Origin of the sequence: Trinickia sp., assembly GCF_036503415.1 — a bacterium.
Classification (GTDB): domain Bacteria; phylum Pseudomonadota; class Gammaproteobacteria; order Burkholderiales; family Burkholderiaceae; genus Trinickia.
Map to the genome: position 1 here is coordinate 1 of NZ_DASXWY010000190.1, position 16148 is coordinate 16148.

General features: G+C 62.3%; 17 protein-coding genes and 2 tRNA genes. 17 read left to right on the top strand and 2 right to left on the bottom strand.

From position 1 onward, the window contains the following. The coding region (locus VGL01_RS22580) for an FAD-dependent oxidoreductase (RefSeq protein ID WP_331573365.1) at positions 1-174 on the bottom strand (174 nt) is incomplete at its 3' end. A 189-nt stretch (positions 175-363) separates the two neighbouring features. Between VGL01_RS22580 and VGL01_RS22585 the strand changes: the two genes are divergently transcribed. After that, positions 364-1143 carry an SDR family oxidoreductase gene (locus VGL01_RS22585; RefSeq protein WP_331573341.1) on the top strand — a complete coding sequence of 260 codons (780 nt, stop codon included), beginning with the start codon at positions 364-366 and terminating at the stop codon, positions 1141-1143. A gap of 92 nt (positions 1144-1235) precedes the next feature. Then, entirely contained in the window at positions 1236-1667 is a 432-nt protein-coding gene (locus tag VGL01_RS22590; RefSeq protein ID WP_331573343.1) for a thioesterase family protein, read from the top strand. A 12-nt stretch (positions 1668-1679) separates the two neighbouring features. On the opposite strand, the gene VGL01_RS22595 is transcribed toward VGL01_RS22590, so the two are convergent. Then, on the bottom strand, positions 1680-2225 hold the full coding sequence (locus VGL01_RS22595; protein ID WP_331573345.1) for a PAS and helix-turn-helix domain-containing protein: 546 nt from the start codon (positions 2223-2225) through the stop codon (positions 1680-1682). A 263-nt stretch (positions 2226-2488) separates the two neighbouring features. On the opposite strand from VGL01_RS22595, the gene VGL01_RS22600 reads away from it, so the two are divergent. The 15 genes from VGL01_RS22600 to VGL01_RS22670 all read left to right on the top strand — a co-directional run bounded on the left by VGL01_RS22600 (position 2489) and on the right by VGL01_RS22670 (position 16097). Next, positions 2489-3193 (top strand): CoA transferase subunit A, encoded by a 705-nt coding sequence (locus VGL01_RS22600; protein ID WP_331573367.1) that lies wholly within the window; start codon positions 2489-2491, stop codon positions 3191-3193. Position 3194: 1 nt separating this feature from the next. Next, a complete protein-coding gene (locus VGL01_RS22605; protein WP_331573347.1) occupies positions 3195-3836 on the top strand; it encodes a CoA transferase subunit B in 642 nt (213 codons plus the stop codon). Between the two features lie 79 nt (positions 3837-3915). After that, positions 3916-4842 (top strand): alpha/beta hydrolase, encoded by a 927-nt coding sequence (locus VGL01_RS22610; RefSeq protein WP_331573349.1) that lies wholly within the window; start codon positions 3916-3918, stop codon positions 4840-4842. 113 nt (positions 4843-4955) lie between these two features. Next, complete coding sequence (locus tag VGL01_RS22615; protein ID WP_331573351.1) at positions 4956-5315, top strand: RidA family protein; 360 nt, start codon at positions 4956-4958, stop codon at positions 5313-5315. Positions 5316-5370: 55 nt separating this feature from the next. Beyond that, complete coding sequence (locus VGL01_RS22620; RefSeq protein ID WP_331573353.1) at positions 5371-7593, top strand: bifunctional (p)ppGpp synthetase/guanosine-3',5'-bis(diphosphate) 3'-pyrophosphohydrolase; 2223 nt, start codon at positions 5371-5373, stop codon at positions 7591-7593. A 117-nt stretch (positions 7594-7710) separates the two neighbouring features. Then, positions 7711-7787: transfer RNA gene (locus VGL01_RS22625), tRNA-Val, on the top strand. 286 nt (positions 7788-8073) lie between these two features. Further along, positions 8074-9981, top strand: coding sequence for a threonine--tRNA ligase (thrS, locus tag VGL01_RS22630; RefSeq protein WP_331573355.1), 1908 nt, complete (start codon positions 8074-8076; stop codon positions 9979-9981). 47 nt (positions 9982-10028) lie between these two features. After that, positions 10029-10550 (top strand): translation initiation factor IF-3, encoded by a 522-nt coding sequence (gene infC, locus VGL01_RS22635; protein ID WP_331573369.1) that lies wholly within the window; start codon positions 10029-10031, stop codon positions 10548-10550. Between the two features lie 224 nt (positions 10551-10774). After that, positions 10775-10972, top strand: a complete 198-nt coding sequence (gene rpmI, locus VGL01_RS22640; RefSeq protein WP_331573357.1) for a 50S ribosomal protein L35 — start codon at positions 10775-10777, stop codon at positions 10970-10972. 30 nt (positions 10973-11002) lie between these two features. After that, a complete protein-coding gene (gene rplT / locus VGL01_RS22645; protein WP_173258875.1) occupies positions 11003-11362 on the top strand; it encodes a 50S ribosomal protein L20 in 360 nt (119 codons plus the stop codon). A 152-nt stretch (positions 11363-11514) separates the two neighbouring features. Beyond that, positions 11515-12528, top strand: a complete 1014-nt coding sequence (gene pheS, locus VGL01_RS22650; protein WP_331573359.1) for a phenylalanine--tRNA ligase subunit alpha — start codon at positions 11515-11517, stop codon at positions 12526-12528. Between the two features lie 58 nt (positions 12529-12586). Beyond that, entirely contained in the window at positions 12587-15019 is a 2433-nt protein-coding gene (gene pheT, locus VGL01_RS22655; protein ID WP_331573361.1) for a phenylalanine--tRNA ligase subunit beta, read from the top strand. A 65-nt stretch (positions 15020-15084) separates the two neighbouring features. Next, positions 15085-15495 (top strand): integration host factor subunit alpha, encoded by a 411-nt coding sequence (locus tag VGL01_RS22660; protein ID WP_173258880.1) that lies wholly within the window; start codon positions 15085-15087, stop codon positions 15493-15495. A 50-nt stretch (positions 15496-15545) separates the two neighbouring features. Then, complete coding sequence (locus VGL01_RS22665) at positions 15546-15968, top strand: MerR family transcriptional regulator (RefSeq protein ID WP_331573363.1); 423 nt, start codon at positions 15546-15548, stop codon at positions 15966-15968. A 52-nt stretch (positions 15969-16020) separates the two neighbouring features. Beyond that, positions 16021-16097, top strand: a tRNA-Pro gene (locus tag VGL01_RS22670). Positions 16098-16148: the final 51 nt, after the last annotated feature.

Sequence of the window (16148 nt, forward strand, 5' to 3'; positions counted from 1 at the left end):
GATCTCGGAGCCTTTTTCCAGCACGCATACGCCAAGCTCGACGCCTTTTTCCTGCGCGAGCTGTTTGAGCCGGATGGCCGCCGAAAGTCCCGCGGGGCCGCCGCCCACGATCACGACGTCGTATTCCATCGATTCGCGCGGGCCGTACTGCTCGACGAGACGCTCGGGGGTCATTGGGGCTCCTTAGCCGTTAGAATGCTTTTTTCGGGTTCGTATTGTCAGCGAACGAAGAGGGCGCTGCAACCGAATGAGTCAACATTAGCACGACCGTTCTATTTTTGTGATAGAGTGCCCCCTCTGTTGTCGGGCCGATATCGCGTGCGCGTCGCCGCAAACGTAACCTAATCGATAAAGGGATCGACAATGGGCCGTTCGATCAATCTGGAAGGCAAAGTTGCGCTGATCACGGGCGCCTCGAGCGGGCTCGGCAAGCGTTTCGCGCTGGTGCTGTCGCAGGCCGGGGCGAAAGTGGTGTTGGCGAGCCGCCGCGTCGAGCGGCTCAAGGAGCTGCGGGCCGAGATCGAGGCGTCGGGCGGCGCCGCGCACGTCGTTTCGCTCGATGTGACGGACTATCAGAGCATCCGCTCGGCCGTCGCGCATGCGGAGACCGAGGCGGGCACGATCGACATTCTCGTGAACAATTCGGGCGTCTCGACGACGCAAAAGCTCACCGAGGTCACGCCGGCGGATTTCGAATACGTATTCGATACGAATACGCGCGGTGCGTTTTTCGTGGCGCAGGAAGTGGCCAAGCGAATGATCATGCGTTCCGCGTCGGCCAATCACAAACCGCCGTACCGGATCGTCAATATTGCATCGGTCGCGGGTTTGCGTGTCTTGCCGCAGATCGGACTCTATTCGATGAGCAAGGCGGCGGTCGTGCAGATGACGCGTGCCATGGCGCTCGAATGGGGCCGCCACGGCATCAATGTCAACGCGATCTGCCCCGGCTACATCGACACGGAGATCAACCATCATCTCTGGTCGACCGATCACGGGCAAAAGCTGCTGTCGATGCTGCCGCGCAAGCGCGTCGGCAAGCCGGAGGACCTCGATGGCCTGTTGATGCTGCTTGCAGCGGACGAGTCGCAATTCATCAACGGCGCGGTGATCTCCGCCGACGACGGTTTCGCGCTGGCGTAAGCGACGAAGCGAATCGCATGACGCGTGCCGCGAAGACGCGTGCCCACATCCGCTGTGCTCCATTTTTATTTTTGTTGAAAGAAGACGTGACGATGAGCGATGACCAACCCGTGTTCGAGATGTCGATGCCGATCCGCTGGGGCGACATGGATGCCTTCGGCCACGTCAACAACACCGTCTTTTTCCGCTACATGGAGCAGGTGCGGATCAGCTGGTTCGAAGCGCTCGGGCTTGTCGGCAATGCGCGGGACGGCCAAGGTCCGGTCGTCGTCAATGCGTCCATGGAGTTCTTGCGCCAGCTCCACTATCCGGGCGACGTCATTGGGCGCATGGCAGTGGCGCGCCCCGGCCGAAGCAGCTTCGACACCACATTCGAACTCGTGCGCGCCGACGACCCGAAGACCCTCTATGCACGCGGCAGTGCGCGTTGCGTCTGGATCGACTACGCAGCCGGCAAGTCGGTGCCGCTGCCCGAGCCCCTTCGGGAGCTGATCGAGCGGCACGCATCCGAAAAGGCGGCCTGAGCGGCGCTGCGCTTACTGGCCGAGTAGCCGCTGCAACAGCTCTGTTGCATTGCCGGTCCCGTATTTGCGCATGAGCCGCGCACGGTAGATATCGACGGTTCGCGAGCTGATGTCGAGCGCGCGGCCGATCTGCTTGCTCGTCTTGCCGGTCGCCAGCTGCGCCGCGACTTCCCGCTCGCGCGGCGTGAGTTCGACGGCCACGCGTCGCGTGGCGCTCAAATCCTCGAACGTCCAGACCCCGGCCGCGAGCGGCGCATGACGCTCGAGCGCGCGCCCCGTGACATGGCACCAGAACAGTTCGCCGTCCGCGCGCTTCATGATGCGATCGTCGGCGTAGCTGCCTTGTGCCGTCATGATGGGGGCGATGCGTTCGCCGATGCGCTCGAATTCATCGGGCGAAGGATAGAGCACCCGAAACGATTGGCCGATCAACGCTTGGCGATCGCACCGGAAGATTCGCGCCAGGGCGTCGTTGCAGTCTTCGATGACGCGATCTCGCGAGAGCACGAGTCCGAGCGGGGCGAGTTGAAAGGCGGTCTTGTAGTCGATTTGGGGCATGGTCTGCGAAGTGCTGCCGCGAAAGGCTGGGCGGGCCTTTCACCTATGTATTTTTGCGTATTGTGCCGCACGCGTCGGCCATCTTACCCTTTTGCCCATCGTGAGAGGCGCGAAGCGAGGCAGGCGAGAGCCCACCACGTCGACGCGGCCGCCAATCGACCATTGGCCCGCGGACGACTAGAATGCTCAAGCGTCGAGGCTTCGCGCGACGCATGCCGACACGGCTGCGTATCCGCCAATTCCAATCGTGGAAGGACAATGAGATGAACAAGGTTTATCCAAGCGCGTCCGCCGCACTCCGAGACATCGTGAAAGACGGGCAGACCTTTGCCGTGGGCGGTTTCGGCCTATGCGGCATTCCAGAGGCGCTCATCGCCGCGTTGCGGGACTCCGGCGTGAAGGGCCTTACCTGTATCAGCAACAATGCCGGCGTCGACGGCTTCGGCCTCGGCCTGCTGCTCGAGACGCGGCAGATCAAAAAGATGATTTCTTCCTACGTCGGCGAGAACAAGGAATTCGAGCGCCAGTACCTCGCAGGCGAACTCGAGCTCGAATTCACGCCGCAAGGTACGCTCGCCGAAAAGCTGCGTGCGGGCGGCGCGGGCATTCCGGCGTTCTACACGAACACCGGATACGGCACCATCATTGCCGAGGGTAAGGAAACGCGTCAGTTCGGCGAAAACTTCTATGTGCTCGAGCCTTCGCTGACGGCGGACGTGGCGCTCGTCAAGGCGTGGAAGGCGGACAAGTCCGGCAACCTCGTGTTCCGGCGCACCGCGCGCAACTTCAACCCGATGTGCGCGATGGCCGGCCGCATCACCGTGGCGGAAGTCGAAGAAATCGTCGACGTCGGCGCGCTCGATCCCGATGCGATCCACACCCCCGGCATTTTCGTGCAGCGCATCGTGCTCAATGCGCATCCGGAGAAACGCATCGAACAACGCGTCGTGCGCGCGAAGGGAGACTGACATGGCATGGACTCGCGAACAGATGGCTGCGCGCGCGGCGCAGGAGCTGCAGGACGGCTATTACGTGAATCTGGGCATCGGGTTGCCTACGCTCGTCGCCAACTACGTTCCGGCCGGCATCGAAGTATGGCTGCAGTCGGAAAACGGTCTGCTCGGCATCGGCCCGTCGCCGACCGAGGACGAGATCGATCCCGATCTGATCAACGCCGGTAAGCAGACGATCACGACGTTGCCCGGTTCATCGATTTTCTCGTCGGCCGACTCGTTCGCGATGATTCGCGGCGGTCACATCAACTTGGCCATCCTCGGGGCGATGCAGGTCAGCAAGACCGGGGATCTCGCCAACTGGATGATTCCCGGCAAGATGATCAAGGGAATGGGCGGTGCCATGGATCTCGTGGCGGGCGTGAAACGTGTCGTGGTCTTGATGGAGCATGTCGCCAAGGGCGATCAGCACAAGATCCTCGAGAGCTGCACGCTGCCGCTCACCGGCGTCGGGGTGATCGATCGGATCATCACGGATCTGGGAGTGATCGATGTCACCCAACAGGGACTCAAGCTCGTCGAACTTGCCCCCGGCGTCAGCCTCGACGAAATCAAGGCCAAAACGGGGGCGCCGCTCGACGTAAGCGGCATTCACTGACGGCGTCGCACGCGCGGTCCGCGCGAGACGCAATGTGCCGGGCCCGTGCTGCGCCCGGCTTTTTTTCGAGGGTCGTTCCATGAGCTCGTCGCCCGATAGCGCATCGCCCGCCCACGCCTCGCAACCCGCCGGTCCGCGCCTGCGCTATGTGCAGTGCGCAAACCCTGCCGGTTTGCACCGGATGGCCTACACCGAGTGGGGCGACCCCGAGAACGAGCGCGTGCTCGTCTGCGTGCATGGCCTCACGCGTTCGGGGCGCGATTTCGACCGCGTTGCGACCGCGCTCTCGGATGTTTACCGCGTGGTGTGTCCCGATGTCGTCGGCCGCGGCCAGTCCGATTGGCTGCCGGAGCCGAGCCGCTACGGCATCCCGCAATATGTGGCCGACATGACGACGCTGATCGCGCGACTCGATGTCGAATCCGTCGACTGGTTCGGAACGTCGATGGGCGGGCTCATCGGGATGGCGTTGGCGGGCTTGACCGGTACGCCCGTGCGCAAGCTGCTCGTCAACGACGTCGGCCCGCATATCGAACCCGCGGCGCTTGCGCGGATCGGCTCGTACGTGGGGCAGCCGGTGCGCTTCGCCTCGCTCGACGAGGGCATCGATCACGCTGCGCTGCTCGCCGCTTCGTTCGGGCCGCTCACGCTCGACGAATGGCGCGAGATCAATACGCCGCTGCTGCGGCAACGCGACGACCGCGCCTGGGAATTCCGCTACGATCCGGGCATTGCCGTGCCGTTTACCGCTTCGACCCCGGAGGCCAATACCGCCGGCGAGGCGATGCTCTGGCACTTGTTCGAGGCCGCGAGATGTCCGGTGCTCGTGGTGCGCGGGGGGTTATCGGATCTGCTCTCGCGCGAGACCGTCGCACAGATGGTGGCGCGCGGACATCAGGTGTCGAGTGTGGAAATTCCGGGCGTGGGCCATGCGCCGGCGTTTCTCGACCCGCAACAGATCGGCATTGCGCGCCAGTTCTTCGTCGGTGACGGCAACGCGTCATAATAACGGTCTCGCGCGCGGCGTCTCGCATTCGGGGAAGGGCTGGGCGTAGCGCCGTTGCCTACCGCCGCCGCGCGTAACGACCGATCGAGCGGTCATCGAACAGGACTTTTCAAATGGCAGTCATTCGTCATCACGTCGGCAAGCGTCTTTCCGAAATCGCCATTCATAACGGCACCGTCTATCTGGCCGGGCAGATTGCCGAGGACACCGCGCAGGATGCGGCAGGCCAGACGCGCGAAGTGCTGGGCCATATCGATCGCCTGCTCCAGGAGGCGGGCAGCGACAAGACGCACTTGCTGTCAGTGCAAATCTATCTCGCCGATATGGTGCATTTCCCGGCAATGAATGCCGTCTGGGACGAGTGGGTTGCGCAGGGCAACACGCCGCCGCGCGCCACCGTCGAGGCGAAACTCGCCAACCCTGAGTGCCTCGTCGAAATCGTCGTCGTCGCAGCACAAAAGCAAAACAGCTGAGCGGCCTGCGGGTGTGCGTGCGAGGGCTGCCTCGCCTGAGAAAGTGGGCTTCACGATGATTGCCGAAAACGACGCCGCGGCGTTGCCGTCCTACGAGGAGGCGCTTGCCTTCGTGCGCGAGCACGCGGGCGACGCGCGCTTGCCGACGGGCGAATTGCTGGCCGATCACGCCGAGGGAACGGCGACGATCGTGCGCAAGCTCAATGTCGATCCGCCCGCCGTGCTGGCGGCGGCGCTCTTTGTGCTCACGCCGCGCCTGGAGGACCCGGAGCGCAAGATCGCGGAGCGCTTCGGCGAGGAAGTCGCCCGTCTCGTCGGCGACGTGCGCAAGCTGCTGCGGCTCGGTACCGTGAGCCTGCGCGTGACGCAAAGCGCAGCGGCCGACGCGAGTCGCGAAGCCCAGGAGGAGCGCCGCGCGCAAATCGAAGCGCTGCGCAAGATGCTGCTCGCGTTCGCGCAGGATATCCGCGTCGTGCTGATCCGGCTCGCGTCGCGCGTGCAGTCGCTGCGATACTACGCCGCGGCGAAGCGCTCGCCGGGCGTCGACGTCGCGCGAGAAACGCTCGACATCTACGCGCCGCTCGCCAACCGGCTCGGCATCTGGCAGCTCAAATGGGAACTCGAGGATCTTGCGTTCCGCTTCGAAGACCCGGACACCTACAAGCGCATCGCCAGGCTGCTCGACGAAAAGCGGGTCGAGCGCGAGACCTACGTCGCAAGTGCGATCGAACGGCTGCAGCAGGAGCTTGCCGCAGCGCATATCCGGGCCGAAGTGAGCGGGCGGCCCAAGCATATCTACAGCATCTGGCGCAAGATGCGCGGCAAGGCACTCGATTTCGCGGAGCTCTACGACGTGCGCGCGTTTCGCGTCATCGTGCCCGACATCAAGGACTGCTACACGGTGCTCGGCATCGTCCACAACCTCTGGCAGCCCGTGCCGAAGGAATTCGACGACTACATCTCTCGTCCGAAGCCGAACGGCTACAAATCGCTCCATACCGTAGTGATCGGCGATGACGGTCGTGCCTTCGAAGTCCAGATTCGCACGCAGGAGATGCACCGCTTCGCCGAATACGGCGTGGCCGCGCATTGGCGTTACAAGGAAGCCGGCGTGCGCGGCTACGGCGGGCAGTTCACCGCGAGCGAGAAGTACGACGAAAAAATCGCCTGGCTGCGCCAGCTGCTCGCCTGGAAAGACGAAGTCGCCGAGGGCGAGCATCCGGAGAACCCTTGGGAGCAGCTGCGCCAGGCCACGCTCGACGACGATCACATCTACGTCATGACGCCGCAGGCACGCGTGATCGCGCTGCCGCAAGGGGCGACGCCTGTCGATTTCGCCTACCACCTGCATAGCGAACTCGGCCACCGCTGCCGTGGCGCGCGCGTGGACGGCGCGATGGTGCCGCTCAATACGCCGCTTTCGAACGGACAGACGGTCGAAATCATTGCGGTGAAGGAGGGTGGGCCGTCGCGCGACTGGCTCAACCCGCAGCTGGGCTATCTGCAAAGCGCGCGTGCGCGTCAGAAGGTCCGCGCCTGGTTCAACGCGATCGACTCGCAAGAGAACGTTGCGAATGGACGGGCCATCGTCGAAAAGACGTTGCAGCGCGAAGGGAAGACGTCGGTCAGTCTCGATCATCTGGCGGCGAAGCTCGGTTTCAAATCGCCGGAAGAGCTTTTTTCGCAGGTGGGCAAAGACGAGTTCAGCGTGCGTGCGATCGAGCAGGCGCTGTCCGACACGCCGCCGCCCGAACCGGAACCCGAGGCGCCCGCGCAATTCGAAAAGCGCGGCAGCGGCTCGAGCGTGGCGCATGGCGCATCGGCCGGTGTGCTGGTGGTCGGCGTCGACGCGCTGCTCACGCAGCTTGCACGATGCTGCCGGCCGGCGCCGCCAGACGCGATCAGCGGGTTCGTCACGCGCGGCAAGGGCGTGTCGATCCATCGCGACGACTGCCCCATGTTTTTACGCATGGCGGCGCGGGCGCCCGAGCGCGTGCTGCAGACTGCGTGGTCGGCCGATGTGCTGGGTGGCCGCGGCGCTTCCGTCTATCCGGTCGATTTGACGATCGAGGCGCAGGACCGGCAGGGGCTCTTGCGCGACATCTCCGAAGTGTTCGCGCGCGAGAAGATGAATGTCGTCGGCGTGAAGACGATGAGCCGGCGCAACGCGGCGTTCATGCAGTTCACCGTCGAGGTGTCGAACGCGGCGCAGGTCCAGCGTGCGTGCACGTTGCTTGGCGAAGTGAGCGGCGTAGTGCGCGCGGCCCGCAAGGGCTGACGAAGGACACGGAGGGCGGCGTGGAAGCGTGGTCTGCGAACGAGGCCTGCACTTGCATGTGAAAGCATAAAAGTGCTTGCCAAGTTTTCAGGGACTCCATATAATCGCTCTTTCTTCAGGCTCGTAGCTCAGCTGGTTAGAGCACCACCTTGACATGGTGGGGGTCGTTGGTTCGAGTCCAATCGAGCCTACCAACGAAATACGAAAATCCGGTTTGCCGGTTTTTCAAGCAGCGCGAAATACGCCCTCGGGCGTCAAAGGCGAATACGGTTATGACACCGCGAACGTTGACCGAAACAACTTCGGAGCGACGCTAGTCGAGGACCTCTTTCGCCCTGTTTCAGTATCTGCGGTTAATGAAAGTGAATGCGGCCCCTCGAAAGCGGGGCCGCATTTTTTTTGTCGGCCGGAGTTGGCGCTCGAGTGCTGACTCCGGCCTCTGACGATGCCGCGCGCTTCGCGGCAACCGGAGAGAACGCAATGGTTTCGATACGCCTGCCAGACGGTTCGGTTCGACAGTACGAGCATCCGGTCACGGTTGCCGAAGTGGCGGCCTCCATCGGTCCGGGGCTTGCCAAGGCCGCGTTGGGCGGCAAGCTCGATGGCGAGCTCGTCGATACGTCGACGCTGATCGATCGCGACGCGTCGCTTGCCATCGTCACGGACAAAGACCCCGATGGCCTCGACATCATTCGCCATTCGACGGCCCACCTGCTCGCGTATGCGGTGAAGGATCTCTATCCCGAAGCGCAAGTCACGATCGGGCCGGTGATCGACAACGGTTTTTATTACGACTTCGCGTATCAGCGGCCATTCACGCCCGAAGATCTCGAGAAGATCGAAAAGCGCATGCAGGAGCTCGCGAAGAAGGACGAGCCCGTGACGCGGCGGGTGGTATCGCGCGACGAAGCCGTCGAGTACTTCAAAAGCATCGGCGAGCAATACAAGGCCGAGATCATCGAATCGATTCCCGCCGAAGACGAGATCAAGCTGTACGCGCATGGCGGCTTCACCGACTTGTGCCGCGGCCCGCACGTGCCGTCCACGGGCAAGCTGAAGGTCTTCAAGCTGATGAAGGTCGCGGGCGCGTATTGGCGCGGCGATTCGAAGAACGAGCAGTTGCAGCGGATCTACGGTACGGCGTGGGCGAAGAAGGAAGAGCAGGACGCCTATCTGCACATGCTCGAGGAAGCGGAGAAGCGCGATCACCGCAAGCTCGGCCGTCAGCTCGACCTGTTCCATCTGCAGGACGAGTCGCCCGGGATGGTGTTCTGGCATCCGAAGGGGTGGACGCTGTGGCAGCAGGTCGAGCAGTACATGCGCCGCCGCGTCAATGCGGACGACTATCTCGAGATCAAGACGCCCATGATCATGGACCGCTCGCTGTGGGAAGCGTCGGGCCATTGGCAGAACTATCGCGAGAATATGTTCACGACGGAATCGGAAAAGCGCGACTACGCGATCAAGCCGATGAACTGTCCCGGGCACGTTCAGGTGTTCAAGCACGGCCTGCGCTCGTACCGCGATTTGCCGCTGCGCTACGCGGAATTCGGCTCATGTCACCGCAACGAGGCATCGGGTGCGCTGCATGGGCTTATGCGCGTGCGCGGCTTCGTGCAGGACGATGGACACATCTTCTGCACCGAAGACCAGTTCATCGCCGAGTCGATCAAGTTCAATACGCTGGCGATGAGCGTCTATCGCGACTTCGGCTTCGAGCATATCGATATCAAACTGTCGCTGCGTCCCGAGCAGCGCGCGGGCACGGACGAGATCTGGGACCGCGCCGAAGCCGGACTTCGCGAAGCGCTGACGGCCTGCGGATTGCAGTGGGAGGAGCTCGACGGCGAAGGCGCGTTCTACGGCCCCAAGGTCGAGTACCACATCAAGGACGCGCTGGGCCGCTCGTGGCAGTGCGGCACGCTTCAGCTCGACATGGTGCTGCCGGAGCGCCTGGGCGCCGAATATGTCGCCGAGGACAACAGCCGCCGGCGGCCGGTCATGCTGCATCGGGCCATCGTAGGCTCGATGGAGCGTTTCCTCGGCATTCTGATCGAGCATCACGCCGGTGCGATGCCGCCCTGGCTCGCGCCGACCCAGGCAGTGGTCATGAATATCGCCGAAAGCCAGGCCCAGTATGCGAGTGCGCTGGTCCAAACGTTGCAAAAACAAGGGCTTAGAATCGAGGCCGATTTGCGCAACGAGAAAATAAGCTATAAAATACGCGAGCATACGCTCGAAAAGGTGCCGTATCTGCTCGTGGTCGGCGATAAAGAGCGTGATGCCCAAACGGTAGCCGTGCGTGCCCGTGGCGGTGTGGATCTTGGCGTCATGCCGATCGATACCTTCGTTGAGCGCCTGCGTCAGGATGTCCAGGCCTTCAAGTAACCACTTGGCAGCGCGGCTCGTTTTTTTAATTTTTAGAGGAACCGAACATCGCTACTGATAAGTCGCATCGCATCAACGGTGAAATTTCTGCACCCGAGGTGCGTCTGGTCGGAATCGACAACGAACCGCTCGGCATCGTAAAACTGGCTGATGCTTTCCGCATGTCGGAACAGCAGGACGTGGATCTGGTGGAAATCGCACCCCAGGCGGTCCCGCCCGTTTGCCGCTTGATGGACTACGGCAAATTCAAGTACCAGGAAGCGAAAAAGCAGCACGAGGCCAAGCTCAAGCAGAAGGTCATCCAGGTCAAGGAAGTGAAATTCCGTCCCGGGACCGACGACGGTGATTACAACGTCAAACTGCGCAACCTCATACGCTTCCTCGAGGACGGCGACAAGACGAAGATCACGTTGCGTTTCCGCGGTCGCGAGATGGCGCACCAGGAAATCGGTATGCGGATGCTCGAGCGCCTGCGCACCGACCTCGACGAGGTCGGGCAGGTCGAGCAGATGCCGAAAATGGAAGGGCGCCAGATGATCATGGTGCTCGCGCCGAAAAAGAAGAAGTGACGCGGCGTGCCGCGAACGGAACGGTCGTTCGCGGTAAGTTGGCTTTGCACAGGCAGTACCCGGCAGGTTTCGGAACGACGCGAAGCGTCGTTCCTGAAAATGCGGCGGGCCCGGGAGGTTTCGGGCTGGGCGCCGCAAACAAGTGGACTGGGTTTCGAAGGGCGGATCTGGGGCATTTTGCCGGCCGCACACCCATCGCCATCTAATAAATGGAGTTGTTCGTCATGCCTAAGATGAAAACCAAGAAGAGCGCTGCAAAGCGCTTCGTGGTGCGTCCGGGCGGTACCGTCAAGCGCGGTCAAGCCTTCAAGCGCCACATCCTCACGAAGAAGACCACGAAGAACAAGCGCCATCTGCGCGGTTCCACCGCGGTGCACGAGACCAATCTGGACTCGGTGCGCGCGATGCTGCCGTTCGCTTAACCCTCAACCGACAACTCATAGGAGCGAAACATGCCTCGAGTCAAACGTGGGGTTACAGCACGTGCCCGACACAAGAAGATCATCAACCTTGCGAAGGGCTATCGCGGCCGTCGCAACAACGTCTTCCGCATTGCGAAGCAAGCGGTCATGCGTGCAGGTCAGTACGCATACCGTGACCGTCGCAACAAGAAGCGTGTGTTCCGCGCGCTGTGGATCACGCGTATCAACGCGGCGGTGCGCCAGCACGATATGACGTACAGCGTGTTCATCAACGGCCTGAAGAAGGCGTCGATCGAACTCGACCGCAAGGTGCTGGCCGATATGGCCGTGTTCGACAAGGCTGCTTTTGCCGCGATCGTGAAGCAGGTGAAAGCCGCCGTCGCAGCCTAATTGCGAAATTAGTACTGCTTGGTTCGTGGCGGCGGTATCGGTAAAAGCCGGTGTCGCCGCGACAAAAACGGGGGCTCCTCACCGAGCCCCCGTTTTTGTTGGTCGAGCGCTTTCTCTCGTAATTTTTCCTCGACGTTGAAATGATGGGATCAATGGATCTGGACCAGATTGTTGCCGAGGCGCAAAGGGCCTTTGACGAAGCCGCCGATGGCGTCACGCTCGAAAACGAGAAGGCGCGCTTCCTTGGCAAGGCGGGTGTGCTGACCGAACTCCTCAAGGGACTCGGCAAGCTCGATCCCGACCTGCGCAAGACCGAGGGCGCGCGTATCAACGTCGCGAAGCAGCAAGTCGAAGCCGCGCTGTCCGCGCGCCGCGATGCGTTGGCCGAGGCCTTGTTGAATCAGCGGCTCGCCGCGGAGGCGGTCGATGTCACGTTGCCCGGCCGCGGCAACGGCGCGGGGAGTCTGCACCCCGTGATGCGCACCTGGGAACGGGTCGAGCAGATATTCGGCTCGATCGGTTTCGATGTGGCCGATGGGCCGGAGATCGAGACGGACTGGTATAACTTCACCGCGTTGAATAGCCCGGAAAACCATCCGGCGCGCTCGATGCAGGACACGTTTTACATCGACGGCACGGATGCAACGGGGCGCCCCTTGCTGCTGCGCACGCATACGAGTCCGATGCAGGTGCGATATGCGCGCACCAACAAGCCGCCGATCAAGGTCATCGCGCCCGGACGCACGTATCGCGTCGACAGCGACGCGACGCACTCGCCGATGTTCAATCAGGTGGAGGGGCTGTGGATCGACGAGCACATCAGCTTCGCCGATCTGAAAGGCGTCTATACCGATTTCCTCAGGAAGTTTTTCGAGCGCGACGATATCTCGGTGCGGTTCCGGCCGTCGTACTTTCCGTTCACCGAGCCCTCGGCCGAAATCGACATGAAGTTCGAGGAAGGCAAGAATGCCGGCAAGTGGCTCGAGATCTCGGGTTCGGGGCAGGTGCATCCCAACGTCATCCGCAACATGGGCCTCGATCCCGAACGCTATATCGGCTTCGCGTTCGGCAGCGGGCTCGAGCGCCTGACGATGCTGCGCTACGGCGTGCAGGACTTGCGGCTCTTTTTCGAAAACGATCTGCGCTTTTTGCGGCAATTTGCCTGACGCCGCGCGCGCTCGGCATTGCCCCGGCTGGACCTCATTCATTCGAACGTAGACACTCATGCAATTCCCTGAATCCTGGCTTCGCGCGTTCGTCGATCCGCAACTGACGACCGAAGAGCTGTCGCACGCGCTGACGATGGCTGGCCTTGAAGTCGAATCGCTGCGGCCTGCCGCTCCTCCCACGTCGAAGATCGTCGTCGGGCGTGTGCTCGAAGTCGTCAAGCATCCCGATGCCGATAAGCTCAACGTCTGCCAGGTCGATGCAGGCACCGGCGCGACGCTCAACATCGTATGCGGTGCGCCGAACGTGGCCCCGGGCATCAAGGTTCCTGTTGCGCTCGTGGGCGCACAACTGCCGCCGGCCGAGGAGGGCGGCGCGCCGTTCGCGATCAAGCTCTCGAAGCTGCGCGGCGTCGAAAGTCAGGGCATGCTGTGCTCCGCGCGCGAGCTCAAACTCTCGGAAGACCACAGCGGCCTTTTGATCCTCCCCGACGATACGCCGGTGGGGCAGGATATTCGCGAGACGTTGAATCTCGACGATACGATTTTCGAAATCAAGCTGACGCCGAACAAGGCCGATTGCCTGTCGGTCTTCGGAGTCGCGCGCGAGACGTCGGCCATTACGGGGGCGCCGCTGAAGCCCCTGGCGATCGAGCCGGTGCAGGCCGGACTCGACGAGACGCTGCCGGTCAACATCGCGGCGCCCGATTTGTGCGGCCGGTTTTCCGGGCGTGTGATTCGCGGCGTGAATGCGCGCGCGAGAACGCCGCAATGGATGGTCGAACGGCTGGAGCGTTCAGGACAACGAAGCATTTCGGCGCTCGTCGATATCTCGAACTATGTGATGCTCGAGCTCGGCCGGCCGACGCACGTGTTCGATCTCGACAAGATTCATCGCGGCATCGAAGTGCGCTGGGGCCGCCGCGGCGAAAGCCTGGAGTTGCTGAACGGCAATACGATCGAGCTCGACGAGACGGTGGGTGTCATTGCCGACGATCGGCAAGTCGAAAGCCTGGCGGGCATCATGGGTGGCGAGCGCACGTCGGTCACGCTCGATACGACGAACATTTATCTCGAGGCGGCGTTCTGGTGGCCCGACAGTATCCGCGGGCGTGCACGCCGGTACAACTTCTCGACCGACGCGGCCCATCGCTTCGAGCGTGGCGTCGATTACTCGACGACGGTCGAGCACATCGAATACATCACGCGTTTGATTCTCGATATTTGCGGCGGCAAGGCCGGTCCGGTCGACGATCAAACGGTCAACGTACCGAAGCGCACCCCGGTCGCGATGCGTGTGGCGCGTGCGCAGCGCATCATCGGCGTGCCGGTTCCCGCCGACGAGATGGCTCGTATTTTCGAGCGCCTTGGGCTCGCGTTCGAGTTCGACGGCGAGCGGTTTTCCGTCACGCCGCCGCCGTACCGCTTCGATATCGAGATCGAGGAGGATCTGATCGAGGAGGTGGCGCGTATTTACGGTTTCGAAAAGATTCCGGCGCGCCCGCCGATGGCGGCCAACGCAATGCGCGCGACGAACGAGACGCAACGCTCGATTCACGCGATTCGCCACGCACTGGCCGCCCGCGATTACTCTGAGACGATCAACTTCAGCTTCGTCGACGAATCGTGGGAGCGCGATTTCGCCGGCAACGATAATCCGGTGCGGCTCGTCAATCCGATTGCGAGCCAGATGTCGGTGATGCGTACGACGCTCGTCGGCAGCCTCGTGAATGTGCTTCGCCACAACCTCAATCGGCGTGCCGAGCGTATCCGCGTGTTCGAACTCGGGCGCGTATTCCTGCGCGATGCGACGCAGGAGGCCAGCGAATATGCCGTCGAAGGGTACATCCAGCCGAAGCGTATCGGTGCGCTTGCCTATGGGCCCGTGGCGGAAGAGCAGTGGGGTCTCCCGACACGCCAGGTCGATTTCTTCGACGTCAAGGCCGATGTCGAGGCGCTTTTTGCGCCGCGCATTGCACGCTTCGTGAAGGCTGAGCATCCCGCGCTGCATCCGGGACGCAGTGCGCGCATCGAGCTCGACGGTCGCGCAGTCGGTTTCATCGGCGAGCTGCATCCGCGCTGGATGAGGCAATACGATTTGCCGCAGGCGCCGATCGTTTTCGAGGTCGACGCCGAAGCGGTGATGGCGCGCGCGTTGCCGGTGCCCGCCGAAGTATCGAAATTTCCGCCGGTGCGGCGCGATATTGCCGTGGTGGTGGATCAGAAGATCGAGACGCAGGCGCTGCTGGACGAGATGCAAAAGGCGCTGGGCGAGGGTGCCGGAAAATTCGTGCAAAGGGTTGCGCTCTTCGATGAATTTCGTGCAAAATCAAATACTTCCGGTGGCCTGGCTGCGCACGAGAAAAGCCTTGCCTTCCGCGTGACCCTGCAAGATACTGGCGGCACGCTGCAGGACGAGACGGTGGATGCGGCCGTCAAGGCCTTGGTGGATCGTTTGGCTCGAGTCTACGGTGCGCGGTTGCGGGGGTAAGCGCGAACAGCTTCGGAACGATGCCGGCGCTGCGCGTTGGCATCGGATGGCCGCTGTTTTTAGATATGAACGAAATGAACTCGAGTGATTTCGAAGCCCTTCTTTCGGCGCAGCGTGGCGCCATGATTCGAGAAATTCCGACCCCGCCCGCGGGCGTTTCGAGCGAAACGCCGACGCTGACGAAAGCTGAGCTGGCCGAGTTGCTGTTCGATAACGTCGGGCTCAACAAGCGTGAGGCGAAGGATATGGTCGAGGCTTTCTTCGACGTGATTCGCGACGCACTCGAAAGCGGCGATGGCGTGAAACTGTCGGGATTCGGCAATTTCCAGCTGCGGGACAAACCGCAGCGACCCGGTCGTAACCCGAAGACAGGCGAGGCAATTCCGATTGCCGCGCGCCGCGTCGTCACGTTCCACGCAAGTCAAAAGCTCAAGGCGCTCGTCGAAAACGGAGTCGAAGCGACTTTCCCGCGCTGACGAGCGAAAGGCGCGGTGTCGCGCCCATTCACCACGACGGTTAACTGACGATGACAACGACGGTCGAAAAAGTCGTCTTGCCTCCGATTCCGGCGAAGCGCTACTTCACGATTGGTGAAGTCAGCGAACTGTGCGGCGTCAAACCGCATGTGCTGCGTTATTGGGAGCAGGAGTTTACGCAGTTGCGTCCGGTGAAGCGGCGCGGTAATCGGCGCTATTACCAGCATCACGAAGTCCTTTTGATTCGGCGGATTCGCGAATTGCTCTATGAGCAGGGCTTCACGATCAATGGTGCGCGCAATCGGCTCGATGCGCGCGGTGCGGTGATGGAAGAGGGCAGCGATGCGCCGAGCGACGCGTCGCGACCCGATGTAGCGTCGGCGGCGCAGCCAGCGCCGAGCGCTGCGCCGGCCGTCGATATCGAGCGGCTGCGCAAGGAGTTGCGCGGTGTCATCGAGTTGTTGCGTCATTAGTGATGAGGTGTAGTTCTTTTCGGTGAAAGTGTCTGTTATACTTTCATGCTTTCGGGGCGTAGCGCAGCCTGGTAGCGTACCTGCATGGGGTGCAGGTGGTCGGAGGTTCAAATCCTCTCGCCCCGACCAGATTAAAACCCGCGTCAGTCAAGGCTGACGCGGGTTTTTCGTTTTTGGCCT

Coding starts and splice junctions, on each gene's coding strand:
- VGL01_RS22595 (WP_331573345.1), bottom strand. CDS start 2,225: ATGCCCCAAATCGACTACAAGACCGCCTTTCAACTCGCCCCGCTCGGA.
- thrS (WP_331573355.1), top strand. CDS start 8,074: ATGGTTTCGATACGCCTGCCAGACGGTTCGGTTCGACAGTACGAGCAT.
- VGL01_RS22660 (WP_173258880.1), top strand. CDS start 15,085: ATGAACGAAATGAACTCGAGTGATTTCGAAGCCCTTCTTTCGGCGCAG.
- pheT (WP_331573361.1), top strand. CDS start 12,587: ATGCAATTCCCTGAATCCTGGCTTCGCGCGTTCGTCGATCCGCAACTG.
- VGL01_RS22590 (WP_331573343.1), top strand. CDS start 1,236: ATGAGCGATGACCAACCCGTGTTCGAGATGTCGATGCCGATCCGCTGG.
- rplT (WP_173258875.1), top strand. CDS start 11,003: ATGCCTCGAGTCAAACGTGGGGTTACAGCACGTGCCCGACACAAGAAG.
- VGL01_RS22610 (WP_331573349.1), top strand. CDS start 3,916: ATGAGCTCGTCGCCCGATAGCGCATCGCCCGCCCACGCCTCGCAACCC.
- VGL01_RS22605 (WP_331573347.1), top strand. CDS start 3,195: ATGGCATGGACTCGCGAACAGATGGCTGCGCGCGCGGCGCAGGAGCTG.
- VGL01_RS22600 (WP_331573367.1), top strand. CDS start 2,489: ATGAACAAGGTTTATCCAAGCGCGTCCGCCGCACTCCGAGACATCGTG.
- VGL01_RS22615 (WP_331573351.1), top strand. CDS start 4,956: ATGGCAGTCATTCGTCATCACGTCGGCAAGCGTCTTTCCGAAATCGCC.
- VGL01_RS22665 (WP_331573363.1), top strand. CDS start 15,546: ATGACAACGACGGTCGAAAAAGTCGTCTTGCCTCCGATTCCGGCGAAG.
- pheS (WP_331573359.1), top strand. CDS start 11,515: ATGGATCTGGACCAGATTGTTGCCGAGGCGCAAAGGGCCTTTGACGAA.
- VGL01_RS22620 (WP_331573353.1), top strand. CDS start 5,371: ATGATTGCCGAAAACGACGCCGCGGCGTTGCCGTCCTACGAGGAGGCG.
- VGL01_RS22585 (WP_331573341.1), top strand. CDS start 364: ATGGGCCGTTCGATCAATCTGGAAGGCAAAGTTGCGCTGATCACGGGC.
- rpmI (WP_331573357.1), top strand. CDS start 10,775: ATGCCTAAGATGAAAACCAAGAAGAGCGCTGCAAAGCGCTTCGTGGTG.